Here is a 17,524-nt window from a genome sequence, read left to right on the forward strand (position 1 = left end):
TGTTCACCAGCTCGGGCAGCTTCAATGGCCGCATTGAGCGCAAGCAGGTTTGTTTGTTCTGCGATTGAGCTGATCACGTCCAAAATAGACGAGACATTACCTGTGCCTTTAGCGAGATCGTTAACGGCCTCGGCGGCATGGCTGATCTGTTGGTTTAACTCTTTTGAATTGGCAATGGTGTCTGTAACGGCAGTCAGACCGTTATGGGCTTCCTGCTCGGTTTCATGGGCTGCGGTATTTGCGGCAGAGGCCGCTTCGCTGATACTGGCGATGGACTGGATCAGTTCATTGATCGATTGCTGTGTCTGTGATGCCTGAGCCGACTGGGTATTGGTTACTTCTCTGACTTTTTCGGTGCTGTGTACCAGTTTTTCCGAGGTATCGAGCAGCGGCTGAGACACCGACATAACACCATTGATGGCCGAGGTTAGGGTATCCATAAACTTGTTGAAGTTTTCTGCCGTGCGTCCCAGTTCATCTTTGCCCAGCACCTTAATACGCTGGTTTAAATCCCCGTGTCCGTCAGCCAATTCCCGCAGTGAGGATCTCAGCTCGTTGGCGGTAAAACTGATGTTGCGGGCCACCGACAGCGCGACGATGACAAGTAAAATAGTTAACACGACGCCGGATTGAATAGACAACCACAGGCCATCATTGCCGCTTTGATAGGCTTTCTTAATGGTTGCCTGAAAAAGTGCATCGACGCTTTGTTGGTAAGCGCTCAAATCGTTATCGGCTTGCTCGAACAGCTCCGATTTTTGTTTTGCTTTAGCGGGTAAGGTACTGAAGTCAATGGTGTCGTTGATCATGCCCTGCGCGATTTGTTCAGACAGCGCTTTGTATTGTTCAATTACGCCCAGCTGGCGCTGAATTTGTGTGGCGTTGTCAAGGTCCAGCACACGCAATTCATCCAAGTTAGTTTTCAAGTCCTGCACTGTTTGTGACGCCTGATTCAGCACGTCAGTATCTGCAAACGATACGGCCTGACTGTAGAGCTCATCTGCGCGACGGATGAGCACACTATTAATGGTCGACAACTGAACGGTTTTATAGATTTGCTTCTCGAGCAATCTCAGCTCTTTTTGCGTGCTTTGAAAGGCGAAGAAGTTAATGAGCAGGTTTGCGGTAAATACGGATACCGACAGAGCGACGATCAGACAAATTTTGTAAAATAGCGGTAGGTTTTTAAACCATTGCATAACCTTAATCTCCAAGGGATGTGCTGTATCTGTGTCAGCACTACAGCCCTGTAATGCGCGGATAAGTTGTTCAGTCCACTAACAAGTTTTAGCCATAAGGCAAAAAAATGCCAATTGTTTAGCTAAATTTAATAAACCCTCCGTATGACTCAAATCTGCCTTTACCGATTTTCAACCGCTGTTGCTGGAGAAATAACATAAAGCGCGACCTAACTGGCTGTTAAAAATTGGCTAATTTTTAACCTTGCTACTACTTTGAAGGGGGAAGTTTGTGCACAAAACTTCTTGATACTGCCACTCACATGAGGAAACGATTATGTCAATCTCTGTCAAGAAGGTGTGTTGCGCTGCCATGTATGGCGCCGCACTCCTGGGTATGGCCCAGTCCCTGCCCGTACATGCCGAAGTTGTCGTCATTGTCCATCCAAGCAATGACTCATCCTTTGATCAGGATGAAATCAAGAAGATATTCTTAGGAAAAACAAAGTCTTTTTCTAATGGCCGCAATGCGATTTTAATCAGTGCCAGTGCGGATGACCCGGCGACCGATGAGTTTAACGAAAAGGTAATAGGCCGCTCCAGCAGCCAGGTGAAAGCCTACTGGTCTAAAATTTTGTTCACAGGAAAGGGCACGCCCCCGCAAGAAATGAGTTCGGCTCAGGAGGTGATCTCGACTGTGGCCTCAAACCCCGATGCGATCGGATACATTGACGCGAGTGCCGCAACGGACTCGGTCAAGGTTGTTGCGAAATTTTAATAGGGCATGATCATGAAAAAATTATTAGCATTCTCATCTTGTTTGTCTTTATTAGTGTCAGCATCGGCCATGGCTGATATGCGGATCAGCGGGTATGGCTCTATTATTGCGGGTAAAACATTAGGTACAGTGGATGATCCGCTTAACCCGGGTCAAACACGCGACGAAATTCTAACGGCTGATTTTTATGATGTAGGTCAGTACGACAATGACATCACCTTTAATGCCGAGTCCATTTTAGCTGTACAGGCTGTGGTTGACCTAAACGAAAAGTTCTCGGTCACTGCGCAGCTGGTGGCAAAAGGGGTCGACGATTTTGAGCCAGAATTCGACTGGTATTATGTGACTTATCAGGCCTCAGATCAGCTCACCCTGATGGCGGGGCGCCGTAATATCCCCATGTACTATTTCTCTGAGTTTTCAGAAGTTGGCTATGCCTACCCCTGGATGCGACCCCCTGCGAACTTATATTGGTGGCAGGTTACCCAGTTTAACGGGGTACATGCTATGTATAATTTTGAACTGGGGGATTACAGCAACACGCTGACCTTTTTCTACGGTAACGAATACTCAGACGATAACGTCGAAATGCTCTACTACGATAAGCTGTACGGTGGTAATGCGCGTACCGTCAATGAATTCTGGACCGATATTACCGGGATGAACTGGAATATTTCGGGCGACAACTTTGACCTGAGGTTTGTCTACTTCCAGAATGACCGCGACAGAGAAACCATTCAGCAAGACGGCAGTATTGACCCTTATACGCCGTTTTCTCAGACCTTTATTGGCCTGGGCGGCAGCATCAACTTAAGTCAGTTCACCGTTCTTTTTGATGCCAACTTCGTTGATTACGATGATGACTTGGGCACTGAATTTCCTACCTACCTGGTGTCGGTTGTCTATAACTGGGATGATATTCAACCCTATGTATCTTACTCGAAAGCCGATCATGAGCGCACCAAAGTCCCGACCGAAGATCTCGAGGAGCATTATATGCTGAGCTTTGGCGTGCGTTACGACTTTATGCCCAAAGCGGCGTTTAAAGTCCAGTACGACAAGTTTGTCGACCAGGGCGATGTGCCTAATGGCTGGGCTTATCATGGCGATTCGCGCACCATTAGTATGGGTGTCGACTTTGTTTTTTAGTTCGTATGGTGAGTTTGTTTATTAGCTCATTGCATTGCCGGCCGGATGAGACATCGCCTCTGGCAATGCGATGACAAACAAACCAGGACTCTCTGTGCTCAAAAAGACCAACGAGTAGGATATAACTATGAACTGTAATAATGCGGTGAAGTGGGTGATTGGGGGCGTGATGGTGACGAGTAGTTTCACCAGCTATGCCGAAATCGTGTTTAACGGGTTTGCTTCTTTGCGGGCGACCGCTGCCGACAGTGATGGCGGCGCGCCACCATTCCCAACTTTACACGGAGACGGTGACGTCTCATTTTCGGATGAATCTCTGTTTGCTTTGCAGGCCCGGGCAGATCTGAGCGAAGGCCTAAGCGCGACTGTACAGATGATAGCTGAAGGGCAAGACGACTTTGACGTGGAAGCCCGCTGGGCTTACGTCAGCTACGAAATTAACCCGCAGCATACTGTGAGTATGGGCCGTTTTGCCAACCCCAGCTTCTATCAATCTGAATATCAAAATGTCGGCTATACCCATAACTTTGGACGATTGCCAAAAGCGGTTTATGCAGGGTTCGACTTTACCACCATTGAGGGGATCTCCCTCGACAGCAACTTTGTATTCGGAGAATACGCACTCTCTACTAAGCTGCTATATGGCAGCTGGCGTGGAACCACTTATCTTGCCGCGACACAACAAGATGAGTCCTTTGGTTTTAAGGATGAAATTTCGGTGCGCCTTGAACTGACTAAAGGCTGGTGGACTGTCTATGGCGGCTTTTTTATCGTTGAAATTGAAGGCGGCAGCGTAGATACAAATGCCATTTTAGGTAATGCGCAACAGGCAATTGCACTGGCGCAATCACAAGGGGCAAGTGCAGCTCAGGTTAAAGCCTTTGAAGATGCGGTGACCTGGGATGGTAAAAATGGTCTCTATGGTTATACCGGATTTCACATTGATTACGACCGAGTTATTCTGGACTTTGAATATGCCGATTATGGCGTAGAGGACTCTTCGGACGGCTTTAACCAGGTATGGTACACCGCCTTTGGGTATCGTGTGTTTGATGACACCATAGTGACTATTCACCACGAGAAATTCTTACAAGATAACAAGGACCTAGATTTCCTTAACGGGGTCGACCAGCCAACCCTCAAGGCGACGGGAGTTGCCATCAGAAACAGCCTGGCATTGCGTGAGTTTGATGGGGTAGGGCTGTCAGTCCGCTATGACTTCCATCCTAACGCCGCATTGAAGTTTCAATATGTCGCAGGGGAAGATACCCGGCCTTCGGTCGGAGATTATTCCATCTGGAGTGCGGGCGTAGATCTGATTTTTTAAGGGGGAAACAATGAAAGCGATAATCCTTGCAGGTTTTATGGGCCTGTCATATTCAAGCTGGGCGGTTGACGTCGTTGTGCACCCTTCAAATACGGTCGCGCTGGACAAAAGCCAGATAGAGCAGATCTTTCTGGGTAAGCTCAAAACCTTTACCGGCTCTGATAAAGCCGTGCCGGTTAGCCAATCCGAGACCAATACGGCAAGTGAGGAGTTCTACAGTAAAGTGATAGGGCGAAACCCCACTCAGCTAAAGGCTTATTGGTCGAAGCTGCTGTTTACCGGCAAAGGGCAACCGCCGAAAAAGCTGGCAAGTGACGAGGAAGTGCTAAAAACGGTAGCGGGAGATCCGAGCATTATTGGCTATGTTAGCAGTGGCAGTGCCGATGGCAGTGTCAGAGTGGTGGCGTCTTTTTAGCGCAGCAGATCATGAAACTGATCAACCACATTAGAGTAAAGGAAGCTTTGTTCAAGCAAGGCTTCCATCAGTCCTTCGCGCTTGGCTTTGATGATGGCCGCTTCCAGCGCTTCTTTATCTGCCAGACAAGGGCTCTGATTAGACAAGGCCAGATAGACAGGGTTGATATGCACGGGCTCTGGTAACATGGCAAGGGGTAAAGACTGCTCATTGTACAGGTTTAACCAACTGCTGATGGCCTGCCACTGTGGGGCAATAAAGTAATCGATGCGATCCAGCGCCAGCATTTTAAGGGCTTTTTCAACGCTGTCCGCGGTCGTCAGGGTCAGCTGGGTGAGATCAAATCCGCTATGGCTATGTGTGGCTGATTTAGCACCTCGTAAGGTCGCGCCTCTGAGTGGTAAAAGTGCGTGCAAGTTACGCAGCGGTAACTCTCTGCGTCGATAAAACACACTGTGTGCAGACGTTGTCAGAGGGGGCTCTAAATAGGTAAACCATTCAGGCGGGTAGTGGGTGCTTTGCAAACCAACCAGCAGGTCAATATGGCCATCTCTTGACCAGTGAATGGCTCTGAGCCAGGGCATGGGCTTTGCTATTTCTATCCGCGTCTGTTTAGGTAAAATTTGTCGAACAAAATCAAAGCCAATTCCCCGCAAGCTGTCTTCCCGAATGGCATAGCTGATGGGTGGTGCATCGGGACTCCCACCAATGCGTATCAAAGAGCACATAGCAAAACTTTGCTTACTCATCAATAAACTAAGGAATAAGAGGGCTATAACATAGGGGCGTTGCACAATTTTACCGCGTACTCAGGTGAAGGCTGTTATTAGTTATAGCTCAGTTTTGTCTGTTTTTCGCGGTGCGACTATTGCTCCATCAATCTCTCAGGACTAATAATGAATGGCGCGGGCAGTTAGCAGTGGTCAATTGAGCACTGCCCCTTACCCCAATCTATCTTGGCATAAAATTACGTGATAGCGCGAATAATGATGCCGGGATCTGTGATCCCTTCTTTTTTCAGCGCTTCCTGAATGTTTTTGACCATTTCGAAGTACTGCTCCTGTAACTGCATCAGGTATTGGCTTTTCATTTCAGTCAATTGCTGAGTTGCTTCGTCTGGTTCGCGCTCTGTTTGCAGTGCCATTAACTCTTCTTTGAGTAAAGTCATTTCCTCCTTGAGCTTTTCAAGGCGTTCCAGCATTCGCTGGATATAAGCGGGGACATCCTCAAACTCCTCAGCGTCTTCTTTGGCTTTTTCTCCAGACAACACTTGCTTGTCCTCATCGGACAAAGTCAGGCCCTTGGTTTGTTCAGTGGTATCCGCTTCGGACTGTGTCGCTTGCTTCTCTTTGGTTGCTGCTGCCCCCTCTGTTACCGGGGCCGCTGGCTTGCTCTGAAAAGTGGAAATGTCTCTGGGTGTCTGGTGAATTATAAATGTCATGGCACTTTCCCTGGTCACACTTGGCTAAACATACTAAGTATTGATTAATACTTTTATCTTAATCTTTATCGACACAAATTCGGACTGCTTTAGGATAAAAGTCACTACAAACGCGACAGCCTCCGTCGCTGACTGCCTTTTAATACAGGCAAGGCGCCAAGTAGAATTAGCAAATAAGCGCCAGACAACGGCATAATGATTGCCATCACCACACCAAATATAAACAGGGCGGGAGACAGTATGCGCGGGACGGGCACCTGATGCGCATCAAGATGGCGCAGCAGCATACCCAGTAACAGTAATGCACACCCAAAGCTTAAAAACCACACGATGGCCTCACGGTCAAACAGCATATTTCCCTGTTTCATGGTGGTTGCAAACCAGCCTTCCTGATGCATTTCAGTGAGTACGTCCCAGCCCATCAGTAAACCGACCAGGTTGTGAAGCAGGCCTGTGGCTATCAACCCATTTCCTAAAAAAGCGGCGCGATTCATAATAATGCCCTCAGTTGTGTTTTGGCTTGTTGCGAACTCAGTGCCAGACAGTCCTGTACGGACAGGCGAGGGTAGAGCTGCTGAAGCCCAAGAAAGCTGGCGTAGCTGGTGGTTGCCAGTTGCTCAGCCTGGGTGGCGTCTAAACCCAATTCAAGATAGCAGGTTTTAAGGTAGTCCTGACGCTGTGTGTCTATGGTGCATAAGTGATGCCCGATACTGGTGTCTTTCAGGGCCCAGGCACGAATATGCAGTTCAGCTTCTATGTCTGTGGCCGCAATCGCCTCATCAAGCCGCTCCAGTCTGGTCATCGGACAGGGCTGAGTGTCGGCAATGGTGATCAGGCGTGCGGTAGCTTGCTCATACCAGTATGCCATCAGTGCATCGATAAAAGCCTGGCGGTTTTTAAAGTGGTGGTAAAAAGAGCCTTTGGTCACTTTTTTACGGCTACACAGGCGGTCTATAGTCAGGGCATCCGGCCCATGACTGATCAGCGTCTTTAGCGCAAATGCAAGCCAGCTTTGTTTTGCATCACTCATAGTCTGCCCGCCATTTTGGCATTATGGATAACACTGCGAGCTATCAGGTAATGAAAGGGCAAAACGGCGTTGAGGTAAATGCGACCCGTTAAGGTTTTTGGATTTACCAAAGTGGATACTATCACCGTATTGTGTTGTTTTTTTACGCTCAGGAAAAAGGCCATATGGCGGTCTTCAGCGCAGCTGATGATTTCTTCAGGGTACTTTTCGCAGACACTCAAAAAGCCCGCCTTGTCGCCCACATCCAGCTCATCACTGGCAGGCACCATGTTATTTTGCCCGACTGAAAAGCCAAACACGGCAACCAGCCTATTTCTGAGTCGCATCAAGTGCGTCACCCAGCCGGGCATGGTATTAAAAATCCGGTATTGTAACTGGCAGGGTGTCAGGGATGGTGTGTCGAGTGTAATTTGTAATGCGTCACGAAAATGGTGCGCACGTGCTTTGGCCTGAAGGCGATCAGGCACAGAGGTAAGACTCAAGATCTGACTAAACATAAACAACTCCGTCTGATAATCACTGAACATACCATACTGTATGGTATGTTTTTGTGCAAAGGTTTTGTCTGTTTTTTACGCTCAAAGCTCGCGGGTTTAGTTAGTGTATCAAGAAGGATGAGCCGGATCGGCGCGGGCGATCCGGCAAAAGCCTGGTTTAGAAGGTCCAGGCCAGGTGGATCTGAGGCACAGACTCGTTGGTGTCTGTGCCCAGTTTATTTTGCCAGTACTGCCATTCAATACCCAGCATCAGCTGGTTGTCGGGCATCTCCAGTGCATGACCCAGATCCCAGCGCAGAATAGGTTGCGCCAGTAGCCAGCCTTTCACATCGCCACCCAGTTCATTGTCGCGGCCTGTGATGTATTCCACATGACCGGTGAACTCAAACTTGTGTCCGCCAATGGTAAAAGGGTAGCCCCAGGCCACATCCAGCATATAACTGTTGGTTTCTTTCGGTGCGCCACCGCCATTAAGACCACGACTGTCGTCGATATAGCCGGTCAGGGTGGTAGAAAAGAAGCTAAACCCGTCGATATTCCAGGAAAGCTTTACGCCTGGCAGGTACTTCATCACCTTGGCATCGCCCGCGGCGTTAAAGCCCATCACAATCCCAACGTCCTGAAGCGCAGAGTCATTAAACTTCAGATCTGCCAGTTTCCCCAGGCTAAATGTGGAGTACCATTCACCGTAAAAGTCGCCATCCTGATAGCCATCGTCCAGATCGTCTGTGCTGTAATCGATAAAGAAGAAGTTATCGCCATAGCGGTAACCGGAGGCATGTTGCAAAGAATAAATCGTCTGATTGGCTTCTTGCTGGCTAAATGGGTTTTTAAACTCACCGTGATTAAGGTGAAGCTGCGTATTGCTCCAGTCAGCCGCCGCAGCGGTACCAGTACTAAGCATAAGACTGGCAGTAAGCGCAGAAAAAAGAGGTGTTTTCATTGTTTCTCGTGTGTATGGGGTTATAAACAGCTGAATTATAAACGCAAATCAACAAACAAGGGGAATAAAAACACGCATTTTCTTGGTTTAGAACAAATAATGGCATCCTCAGGATGCCATTATCGCTTGGTGATCAGTCTTTGTGACGGCGCAAACATATAACGGCAATGGCCGTAAACGCCAGAATAAAGCAGTAAAAGGACGAGGTAGACACTTCCCAGGGACTGATCTTAAAGGTCGCGCCCAGCAATAAAGCTTGTGCGCCATAAGGCAGCGAGCCTTGCATGACACAGGCAAAAATATCCAGCAGGCTGGCTGAACGCTTACCAGAGATCTCACCATCATCCGCCAGCTTTTTAGCAACCGGACCGGCAACAATAATACTCACGGTGTTGTTGGCGATACACAGGTTACTGGTCAGTACCAGCGCGGCAATACCCAGCTGATCGGCTACTTTTCTGTGCCATTTGGCAATGATGGCCGTGATTGCCTGGATCTTGTGAGCCAGATAATCCAGTCCGCCATTAACGCGGATAAATTCAGACAAGCCACCGATGAACATAGATAACAGGAAAATTTCCTGCATATCACTGAAGCCCTTGTACACGTCTTTAACGAAAGCGGCACCCTGGTAATCGCCGGTGAACCCCATCAGCGCAGCGAAAATAATACCACTAAAGAGCACCACAAAGACGTTAATGCCGATCACTGCCAGCACCAAAATAAAGGCATAGGGCAGCACCAGCAGCCAGTCAAAAGGCTTGGTTTCAACCGCCTGTGGCTCTGGGGTTAGGAATACCAGCAGCGCTACGGTAAGCACGGCAGCGGGCAGAGCAATTTTCAGGTTTTCTTTAAATTTGTCTTTCATTTCACAACCCTGAGTTCGGGTTGCGGCGATGGTGGTATCCGAAATAATAGACAGGTTATCACCAAACATCGCACCGGAGACAATGGTACCGGCCATCAGAGCCGGGTCGATACCGGTTTTGACAGAGACTGCATAAGCAATCGGGCCAATCGCGCCTATGGTACCCATAGACGTCCCCATAGCAGTCGAGACCACGGCGGCAATTAAAAACAACCCGGGTAATAGCAGGCTTGGCGGGATCAGCGATAATCCGGCATTGACGACGGCATCAACGCCGCCCGTGGCACTGGCCACCGATGAAAACGCACCGGCAAGCAAGTAGATTAAGCACATGGTAATGATGTTGCTGTGTCCGGCGCCTTTAATAAAGGTTTCAACGCTCTGGTTAATGGTGCCTTTGTTGATCCAAAACGCGATCACTATGGCGGGTAGAATGGCCACCGGTGCCGGTAGCTGATAAAAAGCATAGTCGACGCCCTGTGATTGCAGGTACAGACCTGCGCCCAGGAACAGGCCAACAAAGGTTAAAAGAGGTAGCAAAGAAAGCTTTGCTTGTGTGTGATTTAAGTGTGGCTGCATAGCACTCCCCAAAAACTAACCACAGCCAACGAATCCATTATTAGCTGCATTTAAACTACATCGCCCGCAATAATTGAAATCGGCGAGGGCGGAAGTTTATATGGTTAGACGTCTAAAGTCCATTGTGTTTCGTTATTATATTTATCTACCTATCTGAGCGCATCGCTTAGGTCGTGAACAGGGCGCTCGATAGCGCAAAACATACCTTGAAATGGCACGCTGTCTGTATGGTCGCGCGTCAGTCACGAGCTCGCAAAACAGGATAGATTCGTATTATTGTCAACTGACTATGACACAGAGATAGGGTAAACTCTAGGGCACAAAATTAATCGCCCGGCATAAAAATGGGCTGATTAAGCTTATCTCTCTTGCGCTGAAAATCGGGAAAATACGTTTCCGTACCACCTTAAAGGTGGCATATCTAACACAAAGGAAAACCGTAAAATGACACAAATCGGTATTTTTGGCGCCAATGGCCGTATGGGCCTGGCGCTGATTGAAGCAGTCCAACAGTCTCAGCATTGCCAGCTTGGCAGCGCATTCGTCAGAGCGTCTTCGCCACACCTTAACCAGTCTATTGCCACGTTACAGCCGCAAGCACCCGCCGGGTCGACCTTTAGTTCTGAGCAGCAACTGGACCCTGAACTGGATGTACTGATCGATTTTACCCTGCCAGAGGGCATGCTAGGTCACCTGCAACAGGCTGTGGCCAACAAAACACCTATGGTGATTGGCACAACGGGCCTGAGCGCAGAGCAAATGCAGGCACTGGAAAGTGCCTCTCAGTCTATTCCGATTGTGTTTGCGCGTAACTTTAGTGTCGGTGTGACGTTAATGCTGGACCTGGTGCAAACTGCCGCGGCAAAGCTGGCCGATGAAATGGACATTGAAATTTTTGAAGCTCATCACCGTAATAAAGTCGATGCACCGTCGGGGACTGCACTGGCGATTGGGGAAGCCATTGCCGAGGCAAAAGGCTGGGATCATGACCAGGTGGCACGCTATGACAGAACTCAGGTACATGAGGCTAAAAGTCAACAAGAAATTGGCTATTCAGTGCTCAGAGCTGGCGATATAGTTGGTGAACACACGGCTTATTTTGCCACTATGGGAGAAAGGCTGGAATTAACACATAAAGCAACATCAAGATTAACCTTCGCATCAGGTGCTGTAAGGGCTGCGCAGTGGTTAAAAGATAAGCCAAACGGACTTTATTCCATGCAAGATGTGCTTGGATTGAAGAGGTAAGCTTACTATTTTAGCGTGTTCGTTAGTAAAAGTCGTCAAAAACCTTATTTTTTTATTTTTTACGCGAATTGTTAGACGAATCTAAGAAAGTGCTGTAGACTATAACGAATTTGCCAAAATTTTAATAACTGCGTGTTACCAAGCGCTTTGTAAACGGGAAAACAAGCGTTGGCTTGCTCCCGTTTTTTACTATCTAGGAGGTTAACTTGACTAAATCCGCTCTCTTAGTCCTTGAAGACGGCACTGTGTTTCGCGGTACTGCCATTGGCGCTGACGGCCTGTCCGTTGGTGAGGTAGTATTCAATACGTCTATGACGGGATATCAAGAAATTTTGACGGATCCTTCTTATGCAGAACAGATTGTGACGCTGACTTATCCACACATCGGGAATACCGGTACTAACAGTGAGGATGAAGAAGCCGATAAAATCTGGGCTAAGGGTCTGGTAATTCGGGATTTGCCATTACTTGCAAGTAATTTCCGTAACGAGCAATCGTTAAGCGACTACTTAAAAGAACGCAATATCCTTGGGATTGCCGATATAGATACGCGTAAGCTAACGCGTATCCTGCGTGATAAGGGCGCTCAAAATGGCTGCATCATCGCGGGCGATGAAATTGATGAGCAGCAGGCACTGGAAGCGGCAAAAGCGTTTCCTGGCCTTAAAGGGATGGATTTAGCGAAAGTCGTAACAACAGAACAGACTTACGAGTGGCGTGAAGGAAGCTGGACTTTAGGTCAGGGCTTTCAGACTCTAAGTGCTGAAGATGAGCAATTCCATGTTGTTGCGTATGATTTTGGTGTGAAAAAGAACATTCTTCGTATGTTGGTTGACCGTGGCTGTAAACTGACTGTAGTACCAGCAGAAACCTCCGCTGCAGAAGTACTGGCGATGAATCCAGACGGTATTTTCCTGTCTAATGGCCCTGGCGACCCAGAGCCTTGTACCTACGCAATCGATGCGATTAAAGCTTTCTTAGAAACTGATACGCCTATCTTTGGCATTTGTTTGGGCCATCAGTTACTGGCGCTGGCATCCGGTGCACAAACGGTGAAGATGAAGTTCGGTCACCACGGTGGTAACCACCCGGTGAAAGACCTGGACCGTGACGTGGTAATGATCACCGCACAGAACCATGGTTTTGCTGCGGATGAAGCAACCTTGCCAGATAACCTGCGTGCAACGCATAAGTCGTTGTTCGACGGAACCCTGCAGGGCATTCACCGTACCGACAAGCCGGCCTTTAGCTTCCAGGGTCACCCAGAAGCGAGCCCGGGTCCGCACGATGCAGCACCGCTGTTCGACCACTTCATTGAATTAATGCAAGCACGTAAAGCCTAATTAGAACCGGAGTAACAATGCCAAAACGTACCGACTTAAACAGCATACTGATCCTGGGCGCAGGCCCAATCGTCATCGGCCAAGCCTGTGAGTTTGACTACTCTGGTGCTCAGGCGTGTAAAGCGCTAAGAGAAGAGGGCTACCGGGTTATTCTGGTGAACTCAAACCCGGCAACCATCATGACAGACCCGGAAATGGCAGATGCAACTTACATCGAGCCAATTCACTGGGAAGTGGTTGAAAAAATCATTGAAAAAGAAAAGCCAGACGCGGTACTACCGACTATGGGTGGTCAGACTGCCCTAAACTGTGCGCTTGACCTGGACAAGCATGGCGTACTGGCTAAACACGGTGTTGAGCTGATCGGTGCAACTGCGGATGCCATCGACAAAGCAGAAAACCGTGAACGCTTCGACGCGGCAATGAAGAATATCGGCCTTGAGTGTCCTCGTGCTGAGATTGCCCACTCAATGGATGAAGCGCACGACGTGCTGTCGCGCATCGGCTTCCCGTGTATCATTCGTCCTTCTTTCACTATGGGTGGTACCGGTGGTGGTGTTGCCTATAACATGGAAGAGTTTGACGAAATCTGTACCCGTGGTCTGGACTTGTCTCCAACCAACGAGCTGCTGATCGACGAAAGCTTGTTGGGCTGGAAAGAATACGAAATGGAAGTGGTGCGTGACAAAAACGACAACTGCATCATTGTGTGTTCTATCGAAAACTTCGACCCTATGGGTGTTCACACGGGCGACTCAATCACAGTAGCACCGGCACAAACCCTGACGGATAAAGAATATCAGCTCATGCGTAACGCCTCGATGGCGGTACTGCGTGAGATTGGCGTAGAAACCGGTGGTTCAAACGTTCAGTTCGGTGTTAACCCGGATGATGGCCGTATGGTTATCATTGAAATGAACCCGCGTGTATCGCGCTCATCTGCACTGGCCTCTAAAGCAACCGGTTTCCCGATCGCTAAAATTGCGGCTAAGCTGGCAGTAGGTTATACCCTGGACGAGCTACAAAATGACATCACAGGCGGTGCAACCCCTGCGTCATTCGAGCCGTCAATCGATTACGTTGTGACTAAGATCCCACGCTTTAACTTTGAGAAGTTTGCCGGCGCTAACGACCGTCTGACTACCCAAATGAAGTCGGTGGGTGAGGTGATGGCCATTGGTCGTAACCAGCAAGAATCACTACAAAAAGCACTGCGTGGTCTGGAAGTGGGCGCAACGGGTCTTAACCCAATTGTGGCACTGGACGACCCGAAAGCCAAAGAAACCATCATTCGCGAACTACGTGAGCCAGGCGCTGAGCGTATCTGGTACATTGCTGATGCAATGCGTCACGGCATGAGCGTAGAAGAAGTGTTCGAGCTGACCAAAGTTGACCGCTGGTACCTGGTTCAGATTGAAGACATTCTGAAAGACGAAGCCACCATCGCTGAAGTGGGCATGGCTGGTCTGAACAAAGACTTCCTGCGCCGCCTGAAGCGTAAAGGTTTCTCAGATCCGCGTATCGCAGAAATTGCGGGTGTGTCTGAAAAAGAAATTCGCAAAAAGCGTCACCAGCTGGATATCCTGCCGGTTTATAAGCGCGTAGATACCTGTGCTGCAGAATTCAGCTCAGACACGGCTTACATGTACTCATCTTACGATGAAGAGTGTGAAGCGGCACCGTCTGACAGAGACAAAATCATGGTGATCGGTGGTGGTCCTAACCGTATCGGTCAGGGTATCGAGTTCGATTACTGTTGTGTACACGCCGCGCTGGCAATGCGTGAAGATGGCTACGAGACCATCATGGTTAACTGTAACCCTGAAACGGTTTCAACTGACTACGATACCTCAGATCGCCTGTTCTTCGAGCCAATCACATTGGAAGATGTGCTTGAAATCGTGCGCGTTGAAAAGCCAAAAGGGGTGATTGTTCAGTACGGTGGTCAAACACCACTGAAACTGGCCCGTGACCTTGAAGCGAATGGTGTGCCAGTAATCGGTACTTCACCAGACGCGATTGACCGTGCCGAAGACCGTGAGCGCTTCCAGCAACTGGTTGAGCGTCTTGATCTGCTTCAACCTGAAAACGCAACGGTTACGTCACTGGAAGAAGCAGTGGCTAAATCTCAGGAAATCGGCTTCCCGCTGGTTGTGCGTCCTTCTTATGTACTGGGTGGCCGTGCGATGGAAATCGTGTATGACGAAGATGACCTGCGTCGTTACATGACCGAAGCGGTTTCTGTGTCTAACGAAGCACCAGTATTGCTGGACCGCTTCCTGGATGACGCCATCGAAGTAGACGTTGACGCGATTTGTGACGGTGAAAACGTCATCATTGGTGGCATCATGGAGCACATTGAGCAAGCCGGTGTACACTCTGGTGACTCTGCCTGTTCACTGCCTGCACACTCACTGTCGCAGGACATTCAGGACGTAATGCGCAAGCAAGTGCGCGACATGGCATTGGAGCTGGGCGTGGTTGGTCTGATGAATACCCAGTTCGCGGTAAAAGACGGTCAGGTTTACCTGATTGAAGTGAACCCACGTGCTGCGCGTACCGTGCCGTTTGTTTCTAAAGCGACCGGTATTGCACTGGCAAAAGTGGCGGCGCGTTGTATGGTTGGCCAGTCATTGGAAAGCCAGGGCGTGACGAAAGAAGTTATCCCGCCTTACTACAGCGTAAAAGAAGTGGTACTGCCATTTGCTAAGTTCCAGGGTGTTGACCCAATGCGTGGCCCAGAGATGCGTTCAACGGGTGAAGTGATGGGTGTTGGTGAAAACTTCGCCGAAGCCTTCGCAAAAGCGCAATTAGGTGCATCAAACGCTTTACCACGTGGTGGTCGCGCGCTACTATCTGTTCGCAATGGTGACAAGGCACGTGTTGTAGAGCTGGCTAAGACCATGAAAGCCATTGGCTTTGAGCTGGATGCCACCAAAGGTACAGCACAAGCTCTGGAAGACGCCGGCATCGAAGTACGTCGCGTAAACAAGGTATTTGAAGGTCGTCCACACATTCTTGACCGCATCAAGAACGGTGAGTACAGCTACATTGTGAATACCACAGAAGGCCGTCAGGCCATCGAAGATTCGAAGGTGTTACGTCGTGGTGCACTTCAGCATAAGACTAACTACACCACTACGCTCAACGCAGCGTTTGCAAACTGTACAGCCAATGAGGCTGACGACAGAAGTTCTGTAAACTCTGTTCAGGAGCTACACCAGCGTTTGAACTAAGAAGAACAAGGCCAGGGCGCAAGCCCTGGCAATGAGTGAGATACTATGCAATCAATTCCGATGACAGTACGAGGCGAAGAAATGCTTCGTGAAGAACTGAACCATTTAAAGAAAGTCGTCCGTCCTAAGATCGTTGCCGATATCGCGGAAGCGCGTGAGCACGGCGATCTGAAAGAAAACGCCGAGTACCACGCTGCACGTGAGCAGCAGGGATTCTGCGAAGGCCGCATCCAGGAAATTGAAGCCAAACTGTCTACATCACAGGTTATTGACGTCACTAAAATGGCAAACAATGGCAAAGTGATCTTCGGCAGCACGGTGACCATAGTCAATGTCGATACCGATGAAGAAGTGACTTACAAGATAGTGGGTGACGACGAGGCAGATATTAAAAACAATCTGATCTCGGTGAACTCGCCCATTGCACGTGGTCTGATCGGTAAAGAACTGGATGATTCAGTGACCATTCAAACTCCAAACGGTAGCGTTGAATACGACATCATCGAAGTTGAATATGTCTAGATTTGTCTAACCTATAGCACCAAAAACCCGACCTAGTGTCGGGTTTTTTATTGCCCACTCCCTAACCTTGTGCCAGATCAAAGAGCCATAAAAGCTGCGCGTTATGATGAGTTTAACAAAGGAGAACATCATGACTGCTGACCAAATAACAAGTTTTCTCAAATCCAAACAAAATGAACTGAGTCAACGGATAGCCGCCATTGAAGCCGATTTCAAAAAGGGGCGGTCGGCCAACTTCGCAGAGCAAAACACAGAGCGCGAAAACGACGATGTACTGGATGAAATCCATCAAGAAGCCAAGCAAGAACTGGAGATGGTCAATAACGCGATACTGCGAATAGAGCAGGGGGTTTATGGCCTGTGTCAGCACTGTGAAGAACAAATCAATCCGCAGCGCTTAAACGCTCTGCCTTACACAACGACTTGTATTAAATGCGCTAAATAGAAAGGACCGTATTATGACAATTGAAAAACATGACTTACACCACGAATTTCCTGAATATAAAGACGAGATCCACCACCTGAAAATGAACGACGCGCACTTCGCTCGTTTATTCAAGGAGTACCACGAGTGCGATCACGAAGTACATCGCATTGAAACCGGCGCAGAGAACACTTCAGACGACTATCTTGAATCACTGAAGAAGCAGCGCCTGCACCTAAAAGACCAGCTGTTTTCTATTATTAAGAAAGCGCAGACTGTTGCTTAAGTCTTAACTTGAATAAGACTTAACTTGAACTGTCAGGTTTGGCTGATAGAGCTTAATCTGACGGTTTCTTATGTGTTAAAGGCGGGGGTTAGCGTAACTAGTTTCTGCCTCAGAGTGAGCAAGAGTACTTGTATCACTTAGGTGTACTAGCTCAGACTTGACCTGACAGTTACCCGTTTTTCAATCGGTGACTGTTAGCCTAGATTTGGGCTAAATTCTTTTCAACCCAGATCGATTTCCCATCTAATAATGTTTCAAGC

18 protein-coding genes are annotated in these 17,524 nt (G+C 48.7%); 10 read left to right on the forward strand and 8 right to left on the reverse strand.

Going from position 1 to position 17,524, the window contains the following annotated elements:
* On the reverse strand, window positions 1-1,199 hold a 1,199-nt coding region (locus C3B51_RS22180), incomplete at its 3' end, for a methyl-accepting chemotaxis protein (protein WP_130246418.1).
* Window positions 1,200-1,551: 352 nt separating this feature from the next.
* Here C3B51_RS22180 and C3B51_RS22185 point away from each other — a divergent pair.
* The 4 genes from C3B51_RS22185 (at window position 1,552) to C3B51_RS22200 (ending at window position 4,847) form a co-directional block, all read left to right on the forward strand.
* Window positions 1,552-1,956: a substrate-binding domain-containing protein gene (locus C3B51_RS22185; protein WP_240650272.1), complete on the forward strand. Its 405-nt coding sequence runs from the start codon at window positions 1,552-1,554 to the stop codon at window positions 1,954-1,956.
* A 12-nt stretch (window positions 1,957-1,968) separates the two neighbouring features.
* Window positions 1,969-3,105, forward strand: coding sequence for a hypothetical protein (locus C3B51_RS22190; protein WP_130246419.1), 1,137 nt, complete (start codon window positions 1,969-1,971; stop codon window positions 3,103-3,105).
* A 127-nt stretch (window positions 3,106-3,232) separates the two neighbouring features.
* Window positions 3,233-4,432, forward strand: a complete 1,200-nt coding sequence (locus C3B51_RS22195; protein ID WP_130246420.1) for a hypothetical protein — start codon at window positions 3,233-3,235, stop codon at window positions 4,430-4,432.
* A 10-nt stretch (window positions 4,433-4,442) separates the two neighbouring features.
* Window positions 4,443-4,847, forward strand: coding sequence for a phosphate ABC transporter substrate-binding protein (locus C3B51_RS22200; protein ID WP_130246421.1), 405 nt, complete (start codon window positions 4,443-4,445; stop codon window positions 4,845-4,847).
* Here the strand turns inward: C3B51_RS22200 and C3B51_RS22205 are convergent.
* From C3B51_RS22205 to C3B51_RS22235, 7 genes are all read right to left on the reverse strand, one after another.
* Window positions 4,844-5,596: a substrate-binding periplasmic protein gene (locus C3B51_RS22205; protein WP_130246422.1), complete on the reverse strand. Its 753-nt coding sequence runs from the start codon at window positions 5,594-5,596 to the stop codon at window positions 4,844-4,846. The two genes, C3B51_RS22200 and C3B51_RS22205, sit on opposite strands and share 4 nt — an antisense overlap.
* A 218-nt stretch (window positions 5,597-5,814) precedes the next feature.
* On the reverse strand, window positions 5,815-6,288 hold the full coding sequence (locus C3B51_RS22210) for a hypothetical protein (RefSeq protein ID WP_130246423.1): 474 nt from the start codon (window positions 6,286-6,288) through the stop codon (window positions 5,815-5,817).
* 104 nt (window positions 6,289-6,392) lie between these two features.
* Window positions 6,393-6,782, reverse strand: a complete 390-nt coding sequence (locus tag C3B51_RS22215; protein WP_125780185.1) for a DUF6463 family protein — start codon at window positions 6,780-6,782, stop codon at window positions 6,393-6,395.
* Window positions 6,779-7,318, reverse strand: coding sequence for a TetR/AcrR family transcriptional regulator (locus tag C3B51_RS22220; protein WP_130246424.1), 540 nt, complete (start codon window positions 7,316-7,318; stop codon window positions 6,779-6,781). Before C3B51_RS22220 ends, C3B51_RS22215 begins: the two co-directional genes overlap by 4 nt.
* Window positions 7,315-7,815 carry a DUF2867 domain-containing protein gene (locus C3B51_RS22225; RefSeq protein ID WP_130246425.1) on the reverse strand — a complete coding sequence of 167 codons (501 nt, stop codon included), beginning with the start codon at window positions 7,813-7,815 and terminating at the stop codon, window positions 7,315-7,317. The genes C3B51_RS22220 and C3B51_RS22225 overlap by 4 nt, the downstream gene beginning before the upstream one ends.
* A gap of 157 nt (window positions 7,816-7,972) precedes the next feature.
* Window positions 7,973-8,758: a nucleoside-binding protein gene (locus tag C3B51_RS22230; protein WP_130246426.1), complete on the reverse strand. Its 786-nt coding sequence runs from the start codon at window positions 8,756-8,758 to the stop codon at window positions 7,973-7,975.
* 133 nt (window positions 8,759-8,891) lie between these two features.
* Window positions 8,892-10,205, reverse strand: coding sequence for a Na+/H+ antiporter NhaC family protein (locus tag C3B51_RS22235; RefSeq protein ID WP_125721345.1), 1,314 nt, complete (start codon window positions 10,203-10,205; stop codon window positions 8,892-8,894).
* A 444-nt stretch (window positions 10,206-10,649) separates the two neighbouring features.
* Between C3B51_RS22235 and dapB the strand changes: the two genes are divergently transcribed.
* From dapB to C3B51_RS22265, 6 genes are all read left to right on the forward strand, one after another.
* Window positions 10,650-11,453, forward strand: a complete 804-nt coding sequence (gene dapB, locus C3B51_RS22240; RefSeq protein ID WP_130246427.1) for a 4-hydroxy-tetrahydrodipicolinate reductase — start codon at window positions 10,650-10,652, stop codon at window positions 11,451-11,453.
* A 206-nt stretch (window positions 11,454-11,659) separates the two neighbouring features.
* Window positions 11,660-12,796 carry a glutamine-hydrolyzing carbamoyl-phosphate synthase small subunit gene (carA, locus tag C3B51_RS22245; protein ID WP_130246428.1) on the forward strand — a complete coding sequence of 379 codons (1,137 nt, stop codon included), beginning with the start codon at window positions 11,660-11,662 and terminating at the stop codon, window positions 12,794-12,796.
* Between the two features lie 17 nt (window positions 12,797-12,813).
* Complete coding sequence (gene carB / locus C3B51_RS22250; protein WP_130246429.1) at window positions 12,814-16,032, forward strand: carbamoyl-phosphate synthase large subunit; 3,219 nt, start codon at window positions 12,814-12,816, stop codon at window positions 16,030-16,032.
* Window positions 16,033-16,077: 45 nt separating this feature from the next.
* Window positions 16,078-16,554, forward strand: coding sequence for a transcription elongation factor GreA (gene greA / locus C3B51_RS22255; RefSeq protein ID WP_046003103.1), 477 nt, complete (start codon window positions 16,078-16,080; stop codon window positions 16,552-16,554).
* A 130-nt stretch (window positions 16,555-16,684) separates the two neighbouring features.
* Complete coding sequence (locus C3B51_RS22260; protein ID WP_046003102.1) at window positions 16,685-16,999, forward strand: TraR/DksA family transcriptional regulator; 315 nt, start codon at window positions 16,685-16,687, stop codon at window positions 16,997-16,999.
* A 13-nt stretch (window positions 17,000-17,012) separates the two neighbouring features.
* Window positions 17,013-17,264 carry a YdcH family protein gene (locus tag C3B51_RS22265; RefSeq protein ID WP_046003101.1) on the forward strand — a complete coding sequence of 84 codons (252 nt, stop codon included), beginning with the start codon at window positions 17,013-17,015 and terminating at the stop codon, window positions 17,262-17,264.
* Window positions 17,265-17,524 lie beyond the last annotated feature (260 nt).

This window comes from Pseudoalteromonas rubra, from assembly GCF_004212645.1.
In the GTDB taxonomy this organism is placed as follows: domain Bacteria; phylum Pseudomonadota; class Gammaproteobacteria; order Enterobacterales; family Alteromonadaceae; genus Pseudoalteromonas; species Pseudoalteromonas rubra_G.

Excerpts from the sequence above, each read along its gene's own strand:
- C3B51_RS22185 (WP_240650272.1), top strand. The coding sequence starts at position 1,552 with ATGTATGGCGCCGCACTCCTGGGTATGGCCCAGTCCCTGCCCGTACAT.
- C3B51_RS22190 (WP_130246419.1), top strand. The coding sequence starts at position 1,969 with ATGAAAAAATTATTAGCATTCTCATCTTGTTTGTCTTTATTAGTGTCA.
- C3B51_RS22195 (WP_130246420.1), top strand. The coding sequence starts at position 3,233 with ATGAACTGTAATAATGCGGTGAAGTGGGTGATTGGGGGCGTGATGGTG.
- C3B51_RS22200 (WP_130246421.1), top strand. The coding sequence starts at position 4,443 with ATGAAAGCGATAATCCTTGCAGGTTTTATGGGCCTGTCATATTCAAGC.
- C3B51_RS22205 (WP_130246422.1), bottom strand. The coding sequence starts at position 5,596 with ATGAGTAAGCAAAGTTTTGCTATGTGCTCTTTGATACGCATTGGTGGG.
- C3B51_RS22210 (WP_130246423.1), bottom strand. The coding sequence starts at position 6,288 with ATGACATTTATAATTCACCAGACACCCAGAGACATTTCCACTTTTCAG.
- C3B51_RS22215 (WP_125780185.1), bottom strand. The coding sequence starts at position 6,782 with ATGAATCGCGCCGCTTTTTTAGGAAATGGGTTGATAGCCACAGGCCTG.
- C3B51_RS22220 (WP_130246424.1), bottom strand. The coding sequence starts at position 7,318 with ATGAGTGATGCAAAACAAAGCTGGCTTGCATTTGCGCTAAAGACGCTG.
- C3B51_RS22225 (WP_130246425.1), bottom strand. The coding sequence starts at position 7,815 with ATGTTTAGTCAGATCTTGAGTCTTACCTCTGTGCCTGATCGCCTTCAG.
- C3B51_RS22230 (WP_130246426.1), bottom strand. The coding sequence starts at position 8,758 with ATGAAAACACCTCTTTTTTCTGCGCTTACTGCCAGTCTTATGCTTAGT.
- C3B51_RS22235 (WP_125721345.1), bottom strand. The coding sequence starts at position 10,205 with ATGCAGCCACACTTAAATCACACACAAGCAAAGCTTTCTTTGCTACCT.
- dapB (WP_130246427.1), top strand. The coding sequence starts at position 10,650 with ATGACACAAATCGGTATTTTTGGCGCCAATGGCCGTATGGGCCTGGCG.
- carB (WP_130246429.1), top strand. The coding sequence starts at position 12,814 with ATGCCAAAACGTACCGACTTAAACAGCATACTGATCCTGGGCGCAGGC.
- greA (WP_046003103.1), top strand. The coding sequence starts at position 16,078 with ATGCAATCAATTCCGATGACAGTACGAGGCGAAGAAATGCTTCGTGAA.
- C3B51_RS22260 (WP_046003102.1), top strand. The coding sequence starts at position 16,685 with ATGACTGCTGACCAAATAACAAGTTTTCTCAAATCCAAACAAAATGAA.
- C3B51_RS22265 (WP_046003101.1), top strand. The coding sequence starts at position 17,013 with ATGACAATTGAAAAACATGACTTACACCACGAATTTCCTGAATATAAA.